11 protein-coding genes are annotated in these 18,823 nt (G+C 33.1%); all 11 read left to right on the top strand.

Going from position 1 to position 18,823, the window contains the following annotated elements; translation table 11 throughout:
• Positions 1 to 2: 2 nt before the first annotated feature.
• The 11 genes from ACOH2D_RS16235 to ACOH2D_RS16185 all read left to right on the top strand — a co-directional run bounded on the left by ACOH2D_RS16235 (position 3) and on the right by ACOH2D_RS16185 (position 18,466).
• The gene (locus ACOH2D_RS16235; RefSeq protein ID WP_449535889.1) at positions 3 to 1,412 is read left to right on the top strand and encodes a restriction endonuclease subunit S domain-containing protein; all 1,410 of its coding nucleotides are present in this window, start codon (positions 3 to 5) and stop codon (positions 1,410 to 1,412) included.
• 2 nt (positions 1,413 to 1,414) lie between these two features.
• Complete coding sequence (locus ACOH2D_RS16230; protein WP_449535888.1) at positions 1,415 to 2,047, top strand: restriction system modified-DNA reader domain-containing protein; 633 nt, start codon at positions 1,415 to 1,417, stop codon at positions 2,045 to 2,047.
• Positions 2,037 to 2,231 (top strand): DNA modification system-associated small protein, encoded by a 195-nt coding sequence (locus tag ACOH2D_RS16225; protein ID WP_449535887.1) that lies wholly within the window; start codon positions 2,037 to 2,039, stop codon positions 2,229 to 2,231. Before ACOH2D_RS16230 ends, ACOH2D_RS16225 begins: the two co-directional genes overlap by 11 nt.
• Positions 2,221 to 4,209 (top strand): DNA sulfur modification protein DndD, encoded by a 1,989-nt coding sequence (dndD, locus tag ACOH2D_RS16220; RefSeq protein WP_449535886.1) that lies wholly within the window; start codon positions 2,221 to 2,223, stop codon positions 4,207 to 4,209. The genes ACOH2D_RS16225 and dndD overlap by 11 nt, the downstream gene beginning before the upstream one ends.
• Positions 4,210 to 4,219: 10 nt before the next feature.
• Positions 4,220 to 5,746, top strand: coding sequence for a DndE family protein (locus ACOH2D_RS16215; protein WP_449535885.1), 1,527 nt, complete (start codon positions 4,220 to 4,222; stop codon positions 5,744 to 5,746).
• 229 nt (positions 5,747 to 5,975) lie between these two features.
• A complete protein-coding gene (locus tag ACOH2D_RS16210; protein ID WP_449535884.1) occupies positions 5,976 to 11,612 on the top strand; it encodes an ATP-binding protein in 5,637 nt (1,878 codons plus the stop codon).
• 3 nt (positions 11,613 to 11,615) lie between these two features.
• On the top strand, positions 11,616 to 13,973 hold the full coding sequence (locus ACOH2D_RS16205) for a PIN domain-containing protein (protein WP_449535883.1): 2,358 nt from the start codon (positions 11,616 to 11,618) through the stop codon (positions 13,971 to 13,973).
• A gap of 60 nt (positions 13,974 to 14,033) precedes the next feature.
• Positions 14,034 to 15,170 carry a hypothetical protein gene (locus ACOH2D_RS16200; RefSeq protein ID WP_449535882.1) on the top strand — a complete coding sequence of 379 codons (1,137 nt, stop codon included), beginning with the start codon at positions 14,034 to 14,036 and terminating at the stop codon, positions 15,168 to 15,170.
• Positions 15,171 to 15,433: 263 nt separating this feature from the next.
• Positions 15,434 to 16,972, top strand: coding sequence for a Fic family protein (locus ACOH2D_RS16195; protein ID WP_449535881.1), 1,539 nt, complete (start codon positions 15,434 to 15,436; stop codon positions 16,970 to 16,972).
• Between the two features lie 324 nt (positions 16,973 to 17,296).
• On the top strand, positions 17,297 to 17,806 hold the full coding sequence (locus ACOH2D_RS16190; RefSeq protein ID WP_449535880.1) for a HigA family addiction module antitoxin: 510 nt from the start codon (positions 17,297 to 17,299) through the stop codon (positions 17,804 to 17,806).
• A 6-nt stretch (positions 17,807 to 17,812) separates the two neighbouring features.
• Entirely contained in the window at positions 17,813 to 18,466 is a 654-nt protein-coding gene (locus tag ACOH2D_RS16185) for a nucleotidyl transferase AbiEii/AbiGii toxin family protein (RefSeq protein WP_449535879.1), read from the top strand.
• Positions 18,467 to 18,823: the final 357 nt, after the last annotated feature.

Genomic DNA, 18,823 nt, shown 5'->3' with positions numbered 1-18,823 from the left:
AGATGGCTCAAATAAGTAAAATAAAATATTCCCAACTATCGAATTATTTTGGTAGAATCGATGCTGAATTTTATAAACCCATTTCATTATATGCAGATCAAATAATTAAAAAAAATAAACATAAGGTCTTAGGACATATAGTGGCGGATGGTTATCGAGTTGTTTATGAAAACACTAAAATCCTTAGGGATGATAAGATTGATATTAGAAATGATGCTAGATTTTTACAAGCGACTAATATAAGTATTGATGGTTTATGGATAGAGACCAATGATATAGGTTTTGTTAAGGAGCAGGATTGGAATAGGTACCCCAAAGGTAGAATAGAAATCGGAGAAATCTTAATCGAGGTTAAAGGAGCGGCCGAAAAAGTGACCATTGTTCAGGATTATATGCCTGAAAGAACCTTAGTTACAGGTACACTTTTTAAACTTACTTTAAAACCAAATACTATAAGTAGTGAATATCTTTTCGCTTTTTTCTCAAGTAAATACGGTAAGATATTGAGAGATAGAACAAAGGTTAACACCTTAATTGCTTACGTCTCTAAGCCTGAATTATATAGAATTCCTATTCCTATACTGGATGATATACTGCATAATGAAATAACTGAATTAGTAAAACAGAGTTTTGTGAATCAGCACAAATCCCAATCCCTCTACCAACAAGCCACAACTCTTTTAGAAAAAGAATTAGGCCTAGATAATTCTGATTTAGATGATTCACCTAATAAATATAATTCAAGTTTTAATGACGTAATTCTTGGCAAGCGATTAGATCCTGAATTTTATAACCCTAGAGCAAAGACGATTGTTCAAAGAATTAAAAACTTAGAACATACTACGATTGCTCAAAACTTCTATATCAAAAATGGTTTCCCTTGGAATAGTAAAAAGTTTATAGAAGATAATTCAGGCGAGCCAGTAATTAGAATTAGAAATGTTAAACCGACCTACATTGATAAGCAAAACTTAACCAGTATAACAAAGGATTATGCAAATACAATAAATTTTCCGAAGGCAAAAGCTGGCGATGTTGTAATAGGCATGGATGGGTTAAAATATTTTTACGGTAGTATTCTCGAAGAAGATTGTATGGTAAATCAAAGAGTTTGTCATATTGAAAGAAAGAATCCAGATAGTATCTCATCTGAATACACAACATTTATAATAAACAGTGCAATAGGTCAGGCACAACTATTAAGGGATATGACAATCGCCACAACTGTTGGCCATATAACAAATTTGAATGTTGCGAAACTAGTTATTCCTATTGTTTCTAAAAATTTTCACGATAAAATTACAGATTTGGTGCGTAAATCAATAAATGCTGATAAAAAATCAAAACTTCTTTTAAAGGAAGCTATTCAGCGTGTTGAAGAATTAATTGAATCCGCAGCAGAAAACAACTAATTATGGAGGGTGTTAAAGAAAAAATTGAGCAAGTAAATTCGCTTTTAGATGAAATTAAAAGTGAATTAAATCCATTATTAAATAATGCCCAAAAGACAGAAAAGAAAACTCAATTAGAAGCCGTGGTTAAAATGACGGATCAATTTGATAAAATAAATATTGATATCCCAGATGAAATAAGAACCTTAAAGTTTAAACTGATTCAAGAAATGGATCAATTAGATGCTGCTGTAGAGTTAAATAGAGATTTGCAAAATATGCTACTATCTTTTGTTGATCAAAACAAAGTAAGGTCTAAGAGGCAGAAAAAAGAATCCTCAACAATTAAAAGCAAACCACCAAAAATACAGTTTGGAATAAAACTCATTGACCTTATTGAGGCAAAATTAATTGAACCCAACACGAAAATTATAAATACTGTAGATGGAGAAAAATATGAGGCTACGATCACACAAAACGGGAAAGTTAAACTAGTCCATAACCATACTACTACTTTATTCAATAGTTTAAGTTCAGCTGCAAAAGCAATTATGGGAAGAGCTATAAATGGATGGACTTGGTGGTATATTGTTGATAATTCAGGAAAGAAATATTTAGATTATTACAGACAAATATTGTTACGCAATGGAAAATAAAAGTAGAATGGATGATGATCTATTAAAGGACCTATGCGTCCAATTCGGCCTATCGTTTGAAAAGATGTTAAAACTTTTGGAAACAGTAAAAGAGCATCAATTTAAGGACAGAAGGTCAGGGGTGTATGATGCATTGAAAGAAATTATTAAATCAGACTTAAAACCGACTAATAATGAAGTTTAATAAACTAACTATAGAAAATTATAAGTCATTTCAATACCCTACTGTTATTGATTTTCCTCAAGGTAATGAGGGTAAAAGTATTTTTTTAATAGGCGGTATGAATGGTTCTGGTAAGACCTCAATTATGGAAGCCGTTAATATCTGTTTATATGGTGCTAAAACAGACTTTTTATACAAATACATTAACCGTAAAGAATTAGCTAAAGGCAATGCTTTTGTATCATTTGAGCTAGAGTTAGAAACCGATGCGCACGAAACTATTTTAATAAATCGTTCATGGAGTGCTGGTGCTACAGATAGCCCAAAACATAAGGATCTAACTGAGAAATTGGTGGTTGTAAAGGACGGCAAACGTGTAAGTGTACAGAACAAAGAAATGTGGCAAGATTATATCAATGCTACCATTCCTCAAGGCATAACACAATTCTTCTTTTTTGATGGTGAAAAGATTCAAGAAATTGCCGCAGACGACCATTCAGAAGTTCGTTTAAAATCGTCTTTAGAAGCCGCATTAGGCATTCAATATATCTCTCGTTTATCCAGCGATGTATTATATCTAAAACAAGAGGAGCGCAAAGGTTTCATTGAAATAACCGATGAAGATATCACCTTTAAAGAAAGTGAGTTGAAAAAAGAACAACGCAGACTCACCAATAAAACCCAAGAAAGAAACGACATATCTGAGGAACTGGAACGTTTCAAAACAGAAAAAGAAGAAGCACAAGCACGATTTAAGGCTATTTTCAATTTAGATCCTGAATCGTCAGAAGTTATCAAGCAAAAAGAAAAAAAGCGCATTCAGTTATCTAATAAGAGCCATCAGTTAGACAATCAGATAAAAACGCTTACAGAGCAATATTTACCTTGGGCATTATCAGGAAAATTGTTTGATGATATTAAGCAGCAGATAAATATTGAAAGTCAAAGTAATAAACAAGATGCCATTTCAGAAAATGCGGTGGCCTTGGCTCAAAAAATTGTAGACAACTTTGATACTCCAGAGCCTATTACGGCAGAGCCACTCACAGAAAATCAAAAAGAAAAGTTACGTCAAAGGGTTCTCGCGCTGTTACAGGAAAATAAGTCGGCAGATGAAGTAGTGAAAATATTGAATCTATCTGATAGAGATACGGCAAAGATTCTTAATAAAATAGAAGAAATAGAGCAAAGTGATGTGCTATTGTTAGAAGAACTACTCAAAGAGAAATCCGAATTAGATTTTGAAATTCAATCCCTTCAGATGAGTTTAGAAACTTCAGGTACTTCTGATAGTGAAAAAGAACTATTTGAAGAACTTCAAAGTACCATAGAAGGTTGTAATACACAGATAGGAAGACTCTCTGTGCGCTTATCCAATTATAATGAAGATATAGTTCATCTGGAAAATAAGATTAAGGAGATAGAATTAGAGATTGGCAAACTCTATGAAAAACATAATTTTTCTAAGGAGAAGGTTGATTTTATAGAAGAATGTGATGCTATTGCGAACTTAATGAATACGTATATGGTAAAGTTAAGAAAGAACAAAGTACACCTTCTACAAGAAAAAACTTATGAGATGTACAAAATGCTTTCTAGTAAATCTGGACTGATAAAAGAACTTGAAATAGATAATAAAACATACGAAATTACAATTAAGGACAAGAGTGGGCACGAGATGAGAAAATCTGGTCTGTCGGCAGGAGAAAAAGAAGTTTTTGCCTTATCTCTATTATGGGGCCTAGCACAAACTTCTCAGCTTAATTTACCTATCATTATTGACACCCCCTTATCTAGATTAGACAGTGTTCATCGTGATAATATTGTAAATAATTATTTTCCGAATGCGGCAAACCAGGTGATTATTCTTTCTACGGATACAGAAGTAGATAATAATTATTTTAAAAGCTTAGAACCTCACTTAACGGGTGCCGTGAGTTTAGAATTTAGTCATAACAACGAATTAACCACTTTAAAAGAAGGTTATTTCTGGAATTAAAAATAAGAAAATGGCAGATAGATTATATACATCAATAAAAACTGACGAAATCATTAGCACTTTCAGGGCCACCACAAAACTTGATAAGGCTATTTTGGCTAGAATGGCTTTTTCATATTCATTAGTCCATTCTGGAGCTAAAGTCTCAAAAAGTTTTAATTTCTCAGGAGGTGAGATGAAAAAAACCTCTTTTATGGGTAATGATGAATTACTAGTAAAAACATTGATTAACCAAGTTTATCAAATTGAGGAATTGGATGATAGTCAGTTCTATAGCAACAAATCAGTCGTCAAAGACCACGTAGATAATGGTGCTAGTTTGTTATGGGATTTGTTCCAGAAAAATGGAGAAGATATTAATAAATGGTATTCAGAAATTGTTTCTACGATACATTTGTCAGGTGCAAAAAAATTGAAAACAAAAGATCTTGATATATTTATAGGTAGGAATATACTTCATAATGATGATTTAATAATGGCCTTAAATGATACAACAGTACACGCAAACTCTCATTTGGCTATTATGGGAAAACCAGGCGTTGGAAAAACTCAATTCCTATTAAAGATATTAGCAGATATTAGAGTACAGTCAGATTATCAAACTAATTTTATTTTCTTTGATTATAAAGGTGACGTAGTTGATAACGATACTTTTATAGATGTTGCTAGAGCAAGAACTTATAAGTTATTACAGAATAACGAATATCTGCCTATAAGTCCATTTATCCTTCCAGATTACAATGAACAGGATATACAGTTATCAGCAAGAGAAAAGGCTGAAAGCTTCGCTTCCATTAATTCAAAGCTAGGTGTAGTTCAAAAAGGAGCTTTAACTGAAGCAATTATGGGTGGTTATGCTGCCAGAGCTTCATCAGATAAACCCTTTCCTGATTTTAATGATATTTTAGAACTAGCATTGGCAGCTTATGAGGAAGAGGGCAAAAGAGATGATTCCCTAATTGAAGTATTAAGAGATCTAGCCAACTTTAACTTATTTTGGTCACACGGCTCTAGCCTTCCACCAATGGAAAAAATCAGTAATCGCACTATGATTATTGATGTCCATAAAATGCCAGTACTTAAAGAGTTAATAGGGTACTTAGTTATTGAGCGCCTCTATAAGGAAATGGCAGCATTACCAGATAGTACAATAAAGGATGGAAGAAGAACAATTAGAACCATTTTAGTAATTGACGAAGCACATAACTATTTAGGACAAAAGAACATCTTTTTAGAAAAAATTATCCGTGAAGGCCGTTCAAAAGGTATTGTTGTATTCTTTGCTTCTCAATCACCCTCAGATTATCAACAGAAATTTTTCAATTTCCAAGAGCTTCTAGAATTCTCATATATATTCCAAAGTGAGGGAACATCAGCAAAAGCAATCCAAGATATTTTAGGCTGTAGTAATAAAACGGCTAAAGATTTACAATCGGAAATTTCAAGATTAGAACCGTTTCAAGTAATCAGCAGAAGTAATATAAAAACTGAGGAATTTATGAAATTTACTGCGGAGCCATTTTATAAGAGTTATTAATCAAGCCATTGGAATTAAAAAACTCCATAAACGATATAGTATCATATTACAACAATGCAACAATTTCTGCTGAATTAACAGATCAAATCTATCAATTCAGCAAAACATATTGATATACGGTTCGCCGACAAAAGCGGCCTCATTTCGAAGGTAAATAAATTCTTGAAATTGAAAAGATTAAGCTTTAGTTTTTATAGTATACTAACGAGCAAAAAGTAAAACTACTAATATGACTAACTATACTGAGCGACTTAAGAGTTACTGGAAATCAAAAGATTTAACTTTTATAGCCACTTTTAAAAGAATTAATAAGAATGTAGGGTTCTTTAACCATTTCACGAATCCTATTAGTAAACTGACACTCTATTACCCAGAGTTTGACGGCGTAGAAGTTTTAGATAAACGAGTTTCATTTTATTACGGTAACAACTCAACTTTATCGGATGGTGCTTTTTATAAAATTGAATTAGAACATACAGATAACCCAAAGGGAAAGAATAACCCTTATTCCTTAGAGATTAGAACTGTTTCGGAGTTAAATCAAAACAAAGTTGAAAAGCTTCTTTCAAAAGAAAATCAGCAGGCCGCAACTGATGAAAAGTATTTTGGAAAATATCAGAAAACATCAGAGTCTTTTGCCTGCTTTGATAATGTAATGTTTGCTGAAACTGGTGAAATTTTAATGTTTCAAGGAGAGTCGCAAAAAGCATATGTATCACCTAATCTTGATTTAATAGAAGGTAGCTATTATCAATTCTCTTTTATCGCAAATGAAGGAAAACTTCCGAGTGCTATTCCCAACACAATTGAAATTTTAGATTTAAACCCCTATCAAGAATTCATTAGGTTGCGGTTTGAAAGGTTAAATAATCCAGAAGCGAATAAGATGATTGCTAATCTTATGCGTGAAATTGGTAAAGGGATGTATTCATCAAAGCAAAGGATGATTTTTGAATTGCTTCAAAATGCGGATGATGCACCAGGAAAAGAGAAAGTGGAATTTCATATTGATATTAACGGTGATTATTTCTTTGTTATGCACGATGGTGCTCCTTTTAATAAAGATGATGTAGAAGCAATTACCAGTGCAGCAGAAAGCACTAAACGTGGTGACAACAAAAAAACAGGATATAAAGGAATTGGATTTAAGTCAGTATTTACGGATAGTACAGAAGTTTGGCTAAAATCTGGTGGGTATCAATTTGCATTTCTACGAAACACTCCTTTATTTGAGGATTTTGATAACTTCTATTTCAGTAGTGAACGTTATAGAAAATATCCTGAATTATTAGAAGAGGATAAATTAAAATTCCGTAATCAAAGGTTGCGTTTTAATGGCTCAACAGATATACCGTGGCAAGTAATACCAATTTGGCAAAACAGATTGCCAAGTGAATTTGCGGATAGTAATTTCAATAACTTTAATAATCCGGTTCAGTTCGCACTAAAACTTGGCGAAAGCCATATAGAGGATTATAAAACTGCCATAGATAACATTACAAAACGTCCTCAATTTCTCCTCTTTTTGAGAAATACTTCAAAATTTAGTTCTCGAAGAAATGGGGTAATGGTTCTTAGAAATGATAAGAACAATATTATTGAAATTTTGAAATTAAAAGGAGAAGAAAATGCAAGGTATCACTACGTCAAACAGACTTTTGAAAATGTAGAAGTGTCAGATGAAGCTTTTGAGCAATTTGAAATTGGATTAAGAAAACAATCAAAAATTAACGATTACAATGAGGTCACCTATTTTTTCACAGATTTAGAAGGAAGAGAAATTGAAACAATACCACCTAAATTAGCATCGGCAACTGAAACTGAAATTTCTTTTGGAATCTCTTTGGTTGATAATAAAATCTCTCCTGAAATTGAATACATAAAAGGTCTTCCTAAATACTCAAGCTTGTTCACTTACTTACCAATGGAAGATACGAGGTTTCAGCTACCCTTCTTAGTAAATGCCGATTTCGTACCTTCTTCTGATAGGCAGCGTATTCAAGGTGACAATCTTTGGAACAAATACATTATGATTAAGGTGGCTGAAAAACACGTAGCAACCTTAGCATATTTTGCTCAAGAGTTTCTCAAAGACAGTGAAATCAATAAGACATATTTATCCTTACTCTTAAAGCATCCCTTGTCCGAAGATGATACCGCTCAGGAAATAATAGATAGCTACAACACAACTTATATTGACACAATTAAAAATGCTGAGATAGTTGTCAATGATAGTAATCAAATACAATTATTGTCAAACACCATCCTTGATGATTCAGGGTTGATGGAATTATTTGGTCAAGAAGTTTTCTATGAAATAATAGAAACCGAAAAAAGACTACCCCATTCTAACCTTGAAGCCAAACACTTAAAAGAATACGAATACCTAAAAGTCGAAATAGTCGATTTGGAAAAATTGGCTGCTCAAATTACCCCTGATATTTGTGAAAGGTTAGGAGTCATTATAGCTCAAAAATCATTGTATGAAAATCCAGAACTCCTAAAATGGTTAAATAAGCTGGTAAAATATATCCCCACTCATTTTGGGAAAATTCCTTTCATAGTACATAACAATGCTTTATTTTCTTTAGAGCGTTTAATGAATGAGGAAGGTGCTTGGTTAATAAATGAACATACTTCCAAATATGCTACACTTATAGAGGAGTTAGAGTATCATACCATCCACTTAAATCTAGACAAGTATTCAAACATTAAAGAATATCTGCATCGATTCAGTGGTTATATAAATGATAAAACTTTGGCCTACCATAGAATAGCTTCAAATAATAACATTTCCAGTTTACCTATTTTATCAAAACTAAATTTGATTGACTTCTTGCAAAATAGTTCCTTTATGGAAGGTGTTGGTGATACAAAATACTTTAGTAAATTAAAGTTGTTTTTAGATGAAGATGATAATCCTCGTCCATTACGTCAATTACTTAGTCGTAAAGAGGTTTTAGAGGTAAATAGCATCAATAAATTTAGAGTAAAAGAGGCTGAGTATAATAGTATTCCAGAAGCTTTAAGGAAAGAGCTAATAGTCAAGGATAAAATATTTACCTCTTTGATTCTTGATAAAGATTTATTTGAAGAATGGGCGGAACAGTTTGATACGGAAAGCATCACTATTTATGTTAATCATTTAAAGGCTATTTACAGTTGGATTGATAAGCCGGATGAAATATCAAGTGCTGATTGGGCTTCAATTCCTTGGTTGTTTATAGATGACGAGATAAGATTTGTAACTTCCGATAAAGTGTATTGGTCAAAAGCTTTTAATGATTTGTCAACTGATAAATTTGAAACACTTAAGTCTGTATTACATAGTAAAGAAGTTAAAACACTTCCAGTTCAAGAAAGTGGTTCATTAATTAAAGCGTTCCAAATAAAAACTGATGACAGCTCAGAAATGGATTGGTTAGAAGTTAAAGAACTTGAAATGTTGACAGCAAACACGCTACTAGATTGGATGGAAGATGATGGTGGGTTTGGAGACTTCTTAAAAAATTATACACTCGTAGCCAATAGCAATGGTAATTATAAGATTGAGGAAATTGAGGATGTAAAGATTTTTGACGGAACAGACAAAGCATTAAAAACCTATATTCAGTCAAATACCGAACTTTCTTCATTATTTAATGAACTGGATAGTGATTTATGTAGTGAAAATCGCTCAATCCTTGGTTTGCTTCAAGGAGATAGATTAATAAAAGCTCTAATTGAATCTTGTGCCTATGACCAAAATTTGGCATTACACCTTCCGTCAAACGTGTCACCAGAACTATTGCAAAATTTTATAACCAATTTAAAGGAGTTCAAACTCTCTACGGATTCCGAATATGGTGGAGCTACTCCTGAACATTTCATCATTAACCATTTACTAAAAAGCGTTGATAGTGTTAATGAAATATCCCCAGAGCTTCAAAACACGATTAATGTCCTTCGTGGTAAAACGACTATAGATGGTAATCCACTATTCAATTATACTGTAAGTGACCGTGTTTCCTTTGGCACAAAAGAAGATAGAAAGGTATTGAAGCTCTCAGATATATTGACTGAGTTTCAAGGAGAATCAGATGTATTAGACAATGTAAAGGAATCATTTACAGCTATAACTCAGAAAGCAAAATTGCGAGATTTGATTTTCAAGACAATCCCTTTAAGCCCAGCTGAAATTCACACCAAGATGGAGTTAGAAAGCAGCACTTATTATACAGTTTACCAGGTGGTATTTCAGCTATTGGACAAGAAGTACGGTGGTAATAGAATCTGGTCCAAACAACGATTTAATGAATATTTTATAAAGCAAGGTTCTGAAACGCTGCTTCATAATTCCTATAATGAGTTTTTAGATATTTTAATTGAATTACCATTTACTGAAATATCAGATTTTACATTTCAGAATTTAAATCTTAACAATTGCGTTGACAAAAATTATGCTATCGAATCAGAATATATTCCTGATTGGCTTGAAGAATGGGTAAAGAAAGACCAAGTAAAAAGATTTGAATTTTTATCGAAACTGGGATATAATGGAATAGATAGCGCTATTGTAAGCCTAAGAAAATCTATGATAGCTGCTGAATATAACCAAAATTCAGCAATAAAATATTTTGAAGATGCTAAGACAAATATGCACATTATATGGAATACTATTCTTTGGCTTGCTAATTACAATCCAAATATTGTAACTCAAAACATCTCAGTCATAAAACAGGTTAATGATTATGTTAGATTTAAATCTGATAGTATAACAAAACTCACTATCCCTTTAATTAATTCTATAAATACAGAAGGTGTTAGATTATACAGTCTTCAAGCTGTAAGTGTAAAAACTGAACTGTTTAAAATTAATAGTCAATCTAAGTTCTCAGATTCAATATTTAGTTCTTTAAATAGCAATCTTAGTAATCCTCATTGCATAGATGAAAGCATTGGTAAGTTTTCAGATTATTTAAACATTACAGCAGTTCAATTAGAAAATTCAGTTGATGTAAAGAGTTTAGAATCCAAATCAAAACTTTGGGAAGAACCATTTTACAAGAAATGGGAACATAGGAGTGATTACCTTATTTACATTTATGATGGTGACGAAATACCTTACAAAAGGACTTTCAATAGCATTACTATCAACACATTTACTCAGGATTTAAAGGTTGCTATTGAAGGTAGATATTACATGTCCAAAGTTTTGAAAAGAGATATATTAAACAATTTGCCTGAAAGTTTTCCAGGTAATATGTTATCTAATTTGAAAAACTGGCACTATAAAACACTTCAAAATGAATCACTCCTTGATGAAGACTCATTTGATTATAAGGAAGATATTGATAGACTCTTACAAGACAGATTAGGAATTTCTGAGGAAGACCAAAAACGAGAAAGTGGTAATGCTAAAACACATGCAGTATATTTTTTAGATGAGAATGGTTACGATATCTCTAACGTCAACAATGCAGGAGCAGCTCTTACTGGTATTATAGACCCTGATGGTAATCAAGTGAATTGTATTGTTAGAAGTGCAAAAGGAGGCTTGTTGTATCTAGACAAAGAGCATTGGGATATGATGCAAGAAGACTTTATGTACTTAATCGTAATCTATCCTGGTAATAGTCCAAGATTATTTAAAAACAGGCTTGAATTATTAGAAGAAGAATTGGCGGAAAATGTATTGTTTAGGGTGCCAAACAATAAGTTCACATCTGAGATTGATGGTGTTTTTAATGCTTTAGCATCAGAATCACATCTAATTTTAGTGACGAGTGAAAAAATGAAAGAGAGTTTGTTTTCTAAACTCAAACAGAAAAGAGAGTTTAAAAAAGAAGAAAATGTAGCTGTAGGTGGTGATGATTTTAGACTTTAATATATGGTATCAAAAGAGAATCAGGTAAATTTTTATTCGGAAGAACTTAAGGAATTAGAGTTCTCTGTAAAGAAAACATTTAATGCCACTGGGCTTTCCTTATTTCAAAACGGTGATGTTTATATTGGGCAATATCGTGGTTTAGATGAGAAAAGAGGAAATGTATTTGTAGATATACCTATAGGTACGAAATATCACGCTCCACGTCTTGACCAAAAATTAACGTGCTTTACATTACAAGCAGGTATGGAGCGTCCTTCTAGTTGGGGTAATCATACATATTCGGACTTATTAAAAGACAGGAATCGTACGGATACAAAAATTGTAGATTACATACCTTCTAAACGTGATGGTTGGATTACAATGCTCATTAGAGAAATGGATGCTGAGTTTGTAGAGAGTCTTAAATACAACCAGATATTAGCATTTGGTCCAACAATCCCTCCTTTCGAATATCTACAAAATCTTAAAGATTTTAGTGAGAGTATAAAGAAAGATGGTACTCAACTTTGGGAAAAAATCTTAGGTTTTAAATATGAACTAAAAGTTGATGTAAGTCCAAATCTGCTTACCGAAGAGATAGATATTGCAGACCAGATAATCAAAGAGGTTGAAAAATCTACAATCTATGTTCTTCAAGGTCCTCCAGGTACAGGAAAAACACATCAGGTAGCAGATTTAGTGTCGCGATTAGTGCTTCAAAATCATTCTGTTCTAATTACAGCATTAACAAATAAGGCAGCAGTTGAAGTTTGTGAAAAGCCATTTTTTGATAAACTATTTGATGAACAGCGAGTTTCTAAATTGCCTATATCTATTGATGAACGGAAGAAGTTTCCGAAACTTATAAATGCTAAAGAACTTTTACCAAACAGAGGCCATCTTACTTTAACCACATTTTATCAATTTTCTAGAATTTGGGAACTGCAGACTCATTCATTCGACTATGTAATTGTTGAGGAAGCTTCTCAAGCATATTTAACAACTATTGCAGTTGCTTGTAAGGTGGGTAAAAAAGTAATTGTTGTTGGTGACCCTAAACAGATTGTTCCTATAGTTACGAATAAAAATTATAAAGTATTTCCGAATATTGATACACTTATACACGGTATGAATACCCTGAGTCAAATAGGGAATTTCTCATTTAACAGAAAAACGGAAACACGTAGACTCACAAAGCGTTCTACTGAGTTTACAAACAGCTTTTACAATAACACTATTCAATCAAAATCTTTATATGATAATATTGTTTTTGATGTGAATAAACTGAAAGAGTTTAGTTCAATTACTCATTCGCAAGGAGGGCCAACATTATTGCAATTTTCTAATAAGAAAGGGGATGTTCTAGGTCAAATGATACGTTTTTTAGTAAAGGGTTTAAATGAATTAACAGACTTAAAAAGTAATGATATCGCGGTTTTGACACCATATATAGAAACGCTTACATATCTTCAACAGAACTTGAAGTCAAAGACCAATTCAAGAAATTATCTTATCGAATCTGTGGATAGAGTACAAGGTTTGGATGTAGATTACTGTTTCTATGTCATTCCAAAATCAAGTTCATTTTCATTTAATCTGAATCGATTTAATGTTGCAACTAGTCGTGCTAAAAAAAGTACGTTTATTTTAGTAGAGCAAGATTTTGCCCGCTTTGTAAATCTTCCCAATGAGGTTGGAAACTACCTTTCTACACTAAGAGATGAGTTTTCCTTTACGGTAAACCCAAGTACAGGCGTATTTGATAAAGCTCTTCAAAATAACACCAGATTAGATGAAGGTTTTAATAAGTCTAAAGCAAAAACAGTACTAACGTTAATTGAAAATAACAATTACCAGAGTGACCAATCAACACCTCCAAAATCAAACAGCGGTATAGAGCTTAAAGTCATTGGTAAAATTGATCCAGCTACATTCGAAAGACCAAAAAAGGAATTAAAAAACGGCAAAGAAAACCTATATATTATTGACACTAATGTATTTGTAGATTGCCCAGATATAATTACAAAGATTGATCCGCAATACGCGATAATTCTCTCTGCTAAAGTAATAGATGAATTAGATAATCTTAAATCAACCTTAAGCACAGAAGGGAAGTTAAATGTTCAGAAAGCGCTAAAATCTCTAAATCAAAATATTAATAAGAGGAATTTAAGAATGGAAATTTCTGACTTATCCCTTTTGCCTATTGATTTTAGTAAAAGATCTCCAGACAATCTTATTTTAACAGTTGCTTTAAAATTTAAGTCAGAAAACCCTATTTTATTAACCTCCGATAATGGTATACAGTTAAAAGCTAAAGGATTAAAAATCACAACTATAACGCTCAAGGATTTTCTTAAACAAAAAAGGAGACATTAAAACTACAATTGTAAGCTTAAACTTTACAATGAACTCGAGCTAATTTATCCTCTATATTTTATGGCAAAAACCACCTTCACAAGACAAGAACTGTATGATTTAGTTTGGAGCAAACCAGTAACTCATATCGCAAAGGACTATAGCTTTTCAGATAATGGTATCCGTAAGATTTGCAAAAAGTATAATATTCCTTTACCAAATTCTGGCTATTGGTCTAAGTTGAAATTCAATAAAAAAGTAGTAAAAACAAAACTTCCTAAACAAGATGATAATCCTCAAATATCATTAGAGAAAACGAACCCACAACTTTATGCTGGAGATAATCCCCTATCCAAATTAGCAATAAGAAAAAATGAAATTCTACAAGCTAAAGGATTAAACCTCATAGTTCCAGATCAATTATCCAATCCGCATCATCTCATTAAATCAACAAAAGAATATTACAAGCAAGTAGAAATTGCACGAAAAAAGGGAGGTTGGGGCCACGATGTAGACAGTTCAAAGGCGCTAAGTATAAGTGTGGCCAATAATTTATATCCAAGAGCTTTTCGGTTTATGGATACTCTATTAAAGCTATTAGAAAAACGAGGCCATAAAATAGAATCTAATAAATACAGCACCAAAGTTATCATTAAAGGGCAGAGCTATTCCATAAGATTAATGGAAAAAAGCAGGAGAATAAAACGTAAGTCTCAGTATTCGTGGGAAACGTTCGACCTTGAGCCCACGGGAAATCTATGTCTTAAGATTGAAGACACTTATCCTAATAAAGAATGGTCAGATGGCAAGACTAAAAAGTTGGAAGATCGTTTAGTAGATATTTTAGCCTGGTTAGAAATCAAAGGAGAAAATGACGAAGAGCAAGCAATAGCCACTGCTATATGGAATAAAAAATATGAAGAAGAAAAACAGAGAGAGAAAGAGCTCCAAATACTAAAGGATGAAGAATTAGCCAAATTCGAAGGACTTTTCCAGTCTGCAACACGTTTCCATAATGCACAATATTTGAGGAATTTTATTCAAGAATTTGAAAATTATGCCATCAAGTCCAATTCATTAACTTCTGAAAAACAAGAATGGATCCAGTGGGCAAAAGAAAAAGCAGATTGGTACGATCCGTTTATTGAAAAAGAAGTCAAACTTCTAAGTGACATTGATAGAGACACCTTAAAACCGAATAAAAGAAGGTATTGGTAAATGACCCCCGCTCGTGCGATTGCATCGCGTGGAGTAACCATCGCTAGGGCTCATTTATAACAAGTGCTCCCCAGTTGGCGCTCGTTTGTAACGAGTGCCTGTAACAATTGCGAGCAAAGCGAAGCAATCTCTAACTAAATAAAAAGATTTACAGTTTGGAGTTGTACTCAATTATCATGATTTCTATTAAATAGTAATCCTTTTTCATGCCAAGTAATTGTTTTTCACGCTATATTTGTAAGTGTATTTCACAAATAATCGCTATGAGTAATTACTTTTCACGACAAATAACCGTTTTTCATAATAGAAACACTCCAGAAGCTGGCACCTTGGCTGGCTATGCGCTTTTAATAGAGTTTCTATTGGAAGTGACAAATAAAGTAGCGCCCTTACCCAGAAGATTGACGCTGGTTACAGACAAACATCAGCGGTATGATACCGAGCAATGGCAAGTCTTCACCAAGCGTCATAAACCCAAGGATGATATTATAAGCCACATCATATTTGCGCTTAAGTATGAAGGCATCAACCTGTTTATTTTAAAACAAGTGTTCCTTAATTTAAGTGAGGACACCATTAAAGAATACATACTATCAGAACCTACAGGACAGTATGCAAGAAGGATATGGTTTTTATATGAATGGCTATTCGAAAAAAAAATAAATATACCCGACCTGAAAATAGGCTCTTATGTGGAGGTTGTAAATGCAAAGCTACAGTTCCCAGGGCCAACCGTTAATTCGACCAGGCATCGCGTAAAAAATAATTTACCAGGAACGCGAGATTTTTGTCCAATGATCAATAGAACAGATAAAATTGAAGCCTATCAAGAAAAAGATTTTTCTAATAAAATGGAGTTCGATTTAAAAGGGAAGGATAGAGATTTAATTAGAAGAACAGCAGCATTTTTATTGCTAAAGGATTCTAAAGCATCTTTTGCTATTGAAGGGGAGAAGCCAGAGAATCTAAGAGCGCGAAACTGGGGTAAGGCTATAGGTCAAGCCGGAAAGAAAGAATTAACACTTCAGGAGTTAGAACGTTTACAGCACATTGTAATTGGCCAGAATAAACTCAAACAAATGGGATTGAGAACGGAAGAAGGGTTTATTGGCGAGCATGACCGCGAAACCTTTGCGCCTATACCAGACCACATTTCTGCCAAAGCAAAAGATTTGCCGGCACTTATCAATGGACTTCTGGAAACCAATAAGATGCTAAATAACAGTCAATATGATCCGGTTCTAATGGCAACACATATCGCTTTTGGCTTTGTGTTTATCCATCCCTTTTCTGACGGTAATGGCCGTTTACACAGGTATTTGATGCATCATATCTTGATAAGAAAAAAATATACCAGTAGGGATATGATTTTTCCAATATCTGCTGCAATTTTGAATAATATCAGCAAGTATCAGGAAGTGTTAGAAGCATTTTCAGAACCACGACTAGAATGGATTGATTGGGTGCCAACAGCAGATTATAATGTTGAAATATTAAATGAAACCATCGATTTGTACCGTTATGCCGATCTCACCGTTCAAGCCGAGTTTTTATATGAATGTGTAGAAGAAACTATAGAGGAAATTATACCCAGCGAAATACTATTTTTGGAGAAACATGATAAAATGGTGGAATTTATCAATACCACGGCAATACTTCCAGATACAGATATCGATTTACTAATTAAATTTCTGATTCAGAATAAAGGCAAATTATCTAAAGCAAAAAAAGATAAATTCTTTGATGAGGTTCCGGAACAGGTCATAGTTAAAATTGAAAACGAATTTGCTGAACTGTTTTAATCCATTATTGCGAATTATATCAATAAATCCCTGTGCAGGCAGGGATCTCTAGTTTACACGAGTTGGCGCTCGTTTGTAACGAGTGCCTGTAACCACAACAAAAAGTACGGCATTGTAATTTGGGAGCAGGTGCATCCATGCGCAGGCAGGAAGTCAAAGCTTCAGCAGAGTTAATCTCACATAGCTTATCTTAAAATCTATAAAAACCCATCCCTCTTTCAATAATCAGATGGTAATTGCCCTAAAACAGATGTGCAAAACCCATAGTAAACAAATTTGTTTACTGTTTGAGTAATACCTACTTTTGTATTATAAATAATCAGTATGTTACCAGAATTATACAAAATAAAGGGCTTGCATCCAGGACTTATATTAAAACGTGAAATTGAACGTAATAATATAAAAAGTTCTGAACTAGCCCATGCTATTAGTGAACACAAGCAAACCATTAGTGCTATTATTAATCAAAGAAGAGGTATTAACCCTGATTTATCTATAAAATTAGCTGAATATTTTAATACAGATGAAGATTACTTTATGATGCTACAAGCCAGTTATGAAGTAAAGAAAACGCGGACTTCCAATAAGCAATATCACCCAAACTTTAAAAACATAAGGAAAGTGTTGTTTTGGGACACTGTTTTTGAAGAAATAGATTGGGACAAAAATAAAAAAGCAGTCATTAAAAGAGTTTTGGAGAGAGGGAACGATAAAGAGATAAATGAAATTATTTTATTTTACGGTAAAGATCATATTATAAAAGAACTGAAAACTATCAAAAAAAGTCTTTTACCTACTTTTGAAAAAAACATTAAAACCTATAACCTTATTTAACTTTAAGTGGATTTATACCTAAATACAGTTTCAGACTTACTTTGGAAATACCTAAATACTTTAATGGCCATTGAAGAATTTAAGGATTTCAGATTAGTAGGTGGCACCTCACTAAGCTTGCAACTTGGACATAGAGAGTCCATTGATATTGATCTATTTACCGATGTTGATTACGGTAGTTTAGACTTTGTTCATCTAGAGCAAGTCTTAAAAGAAATATGTCCTTATGTCGATTCACCTTTTAAAGGAGAAATTGGGTTTGGAAAATCTTTTTTTATTGGCGAAGACGAAAATAATGCAGTTAAATTAGACATATATTATACTGATCCGTTTGTATTCCCTATCCTAGAAGTAGATGGGATACGTTTTGCCTCAACGCATGAAGTTGCAGCAATGAAATTTGAAGTCATTGTAAATGGTGGTCGCAAAAAGGATTTTTGGGATGTTCATGAGTTGCTGGAAACATTCACTTTAGAGGACATGTTGGATTTCTATATTCAAAGAAATCCGTATGGCGCCTCAAAAGAAGAAGCGCTTAAAGCCTGTTTAAACTTTTCAATCGCAGATGATGATTTGCTGCCAAATTGCTATAAATCCAAAGAATGGGAGTTTATAAAGCTTGATTTTGAAGAAGAAGTTAAAGCTTTATTAGAATCCTAATTTTGTAATTCTTCTTGCTTTAGTAGCTCCCCACTTAGAAATTTTATAGGGTTGCTGTGTCAGTATCCCCGTGTAGGCAGGAAATCGAAGGTTCATCGGAGCTAATCTCATATATAGCAGCTTATTTCACTAATGAATTTAAAGACTAATTAGTACAATTGAAAAGGGCAGGTAATAAGGAGTTCGTCAGTCGTTCCATTAAAATCCCTGCGCAGGCAGGGATCTCAATTTTACATACCATCATTAGTTAAATGTAAAAGCAAACATTTGAAATTAGAGAAGGGCAGGTAATAAGGAGTTCCTCAGTCGTTCCATCTAGTCCCTGCGCAGGCAGGGATCTCCGTCTTCAACTGCTAT

It is taken from the genome of Gelidibacter sp., assembly GCF_053579655.1.
Note: the sequence above shows the minus strand (reverse complement) of the source record. Positions and strands in the feature narration are given on the sequence as shown.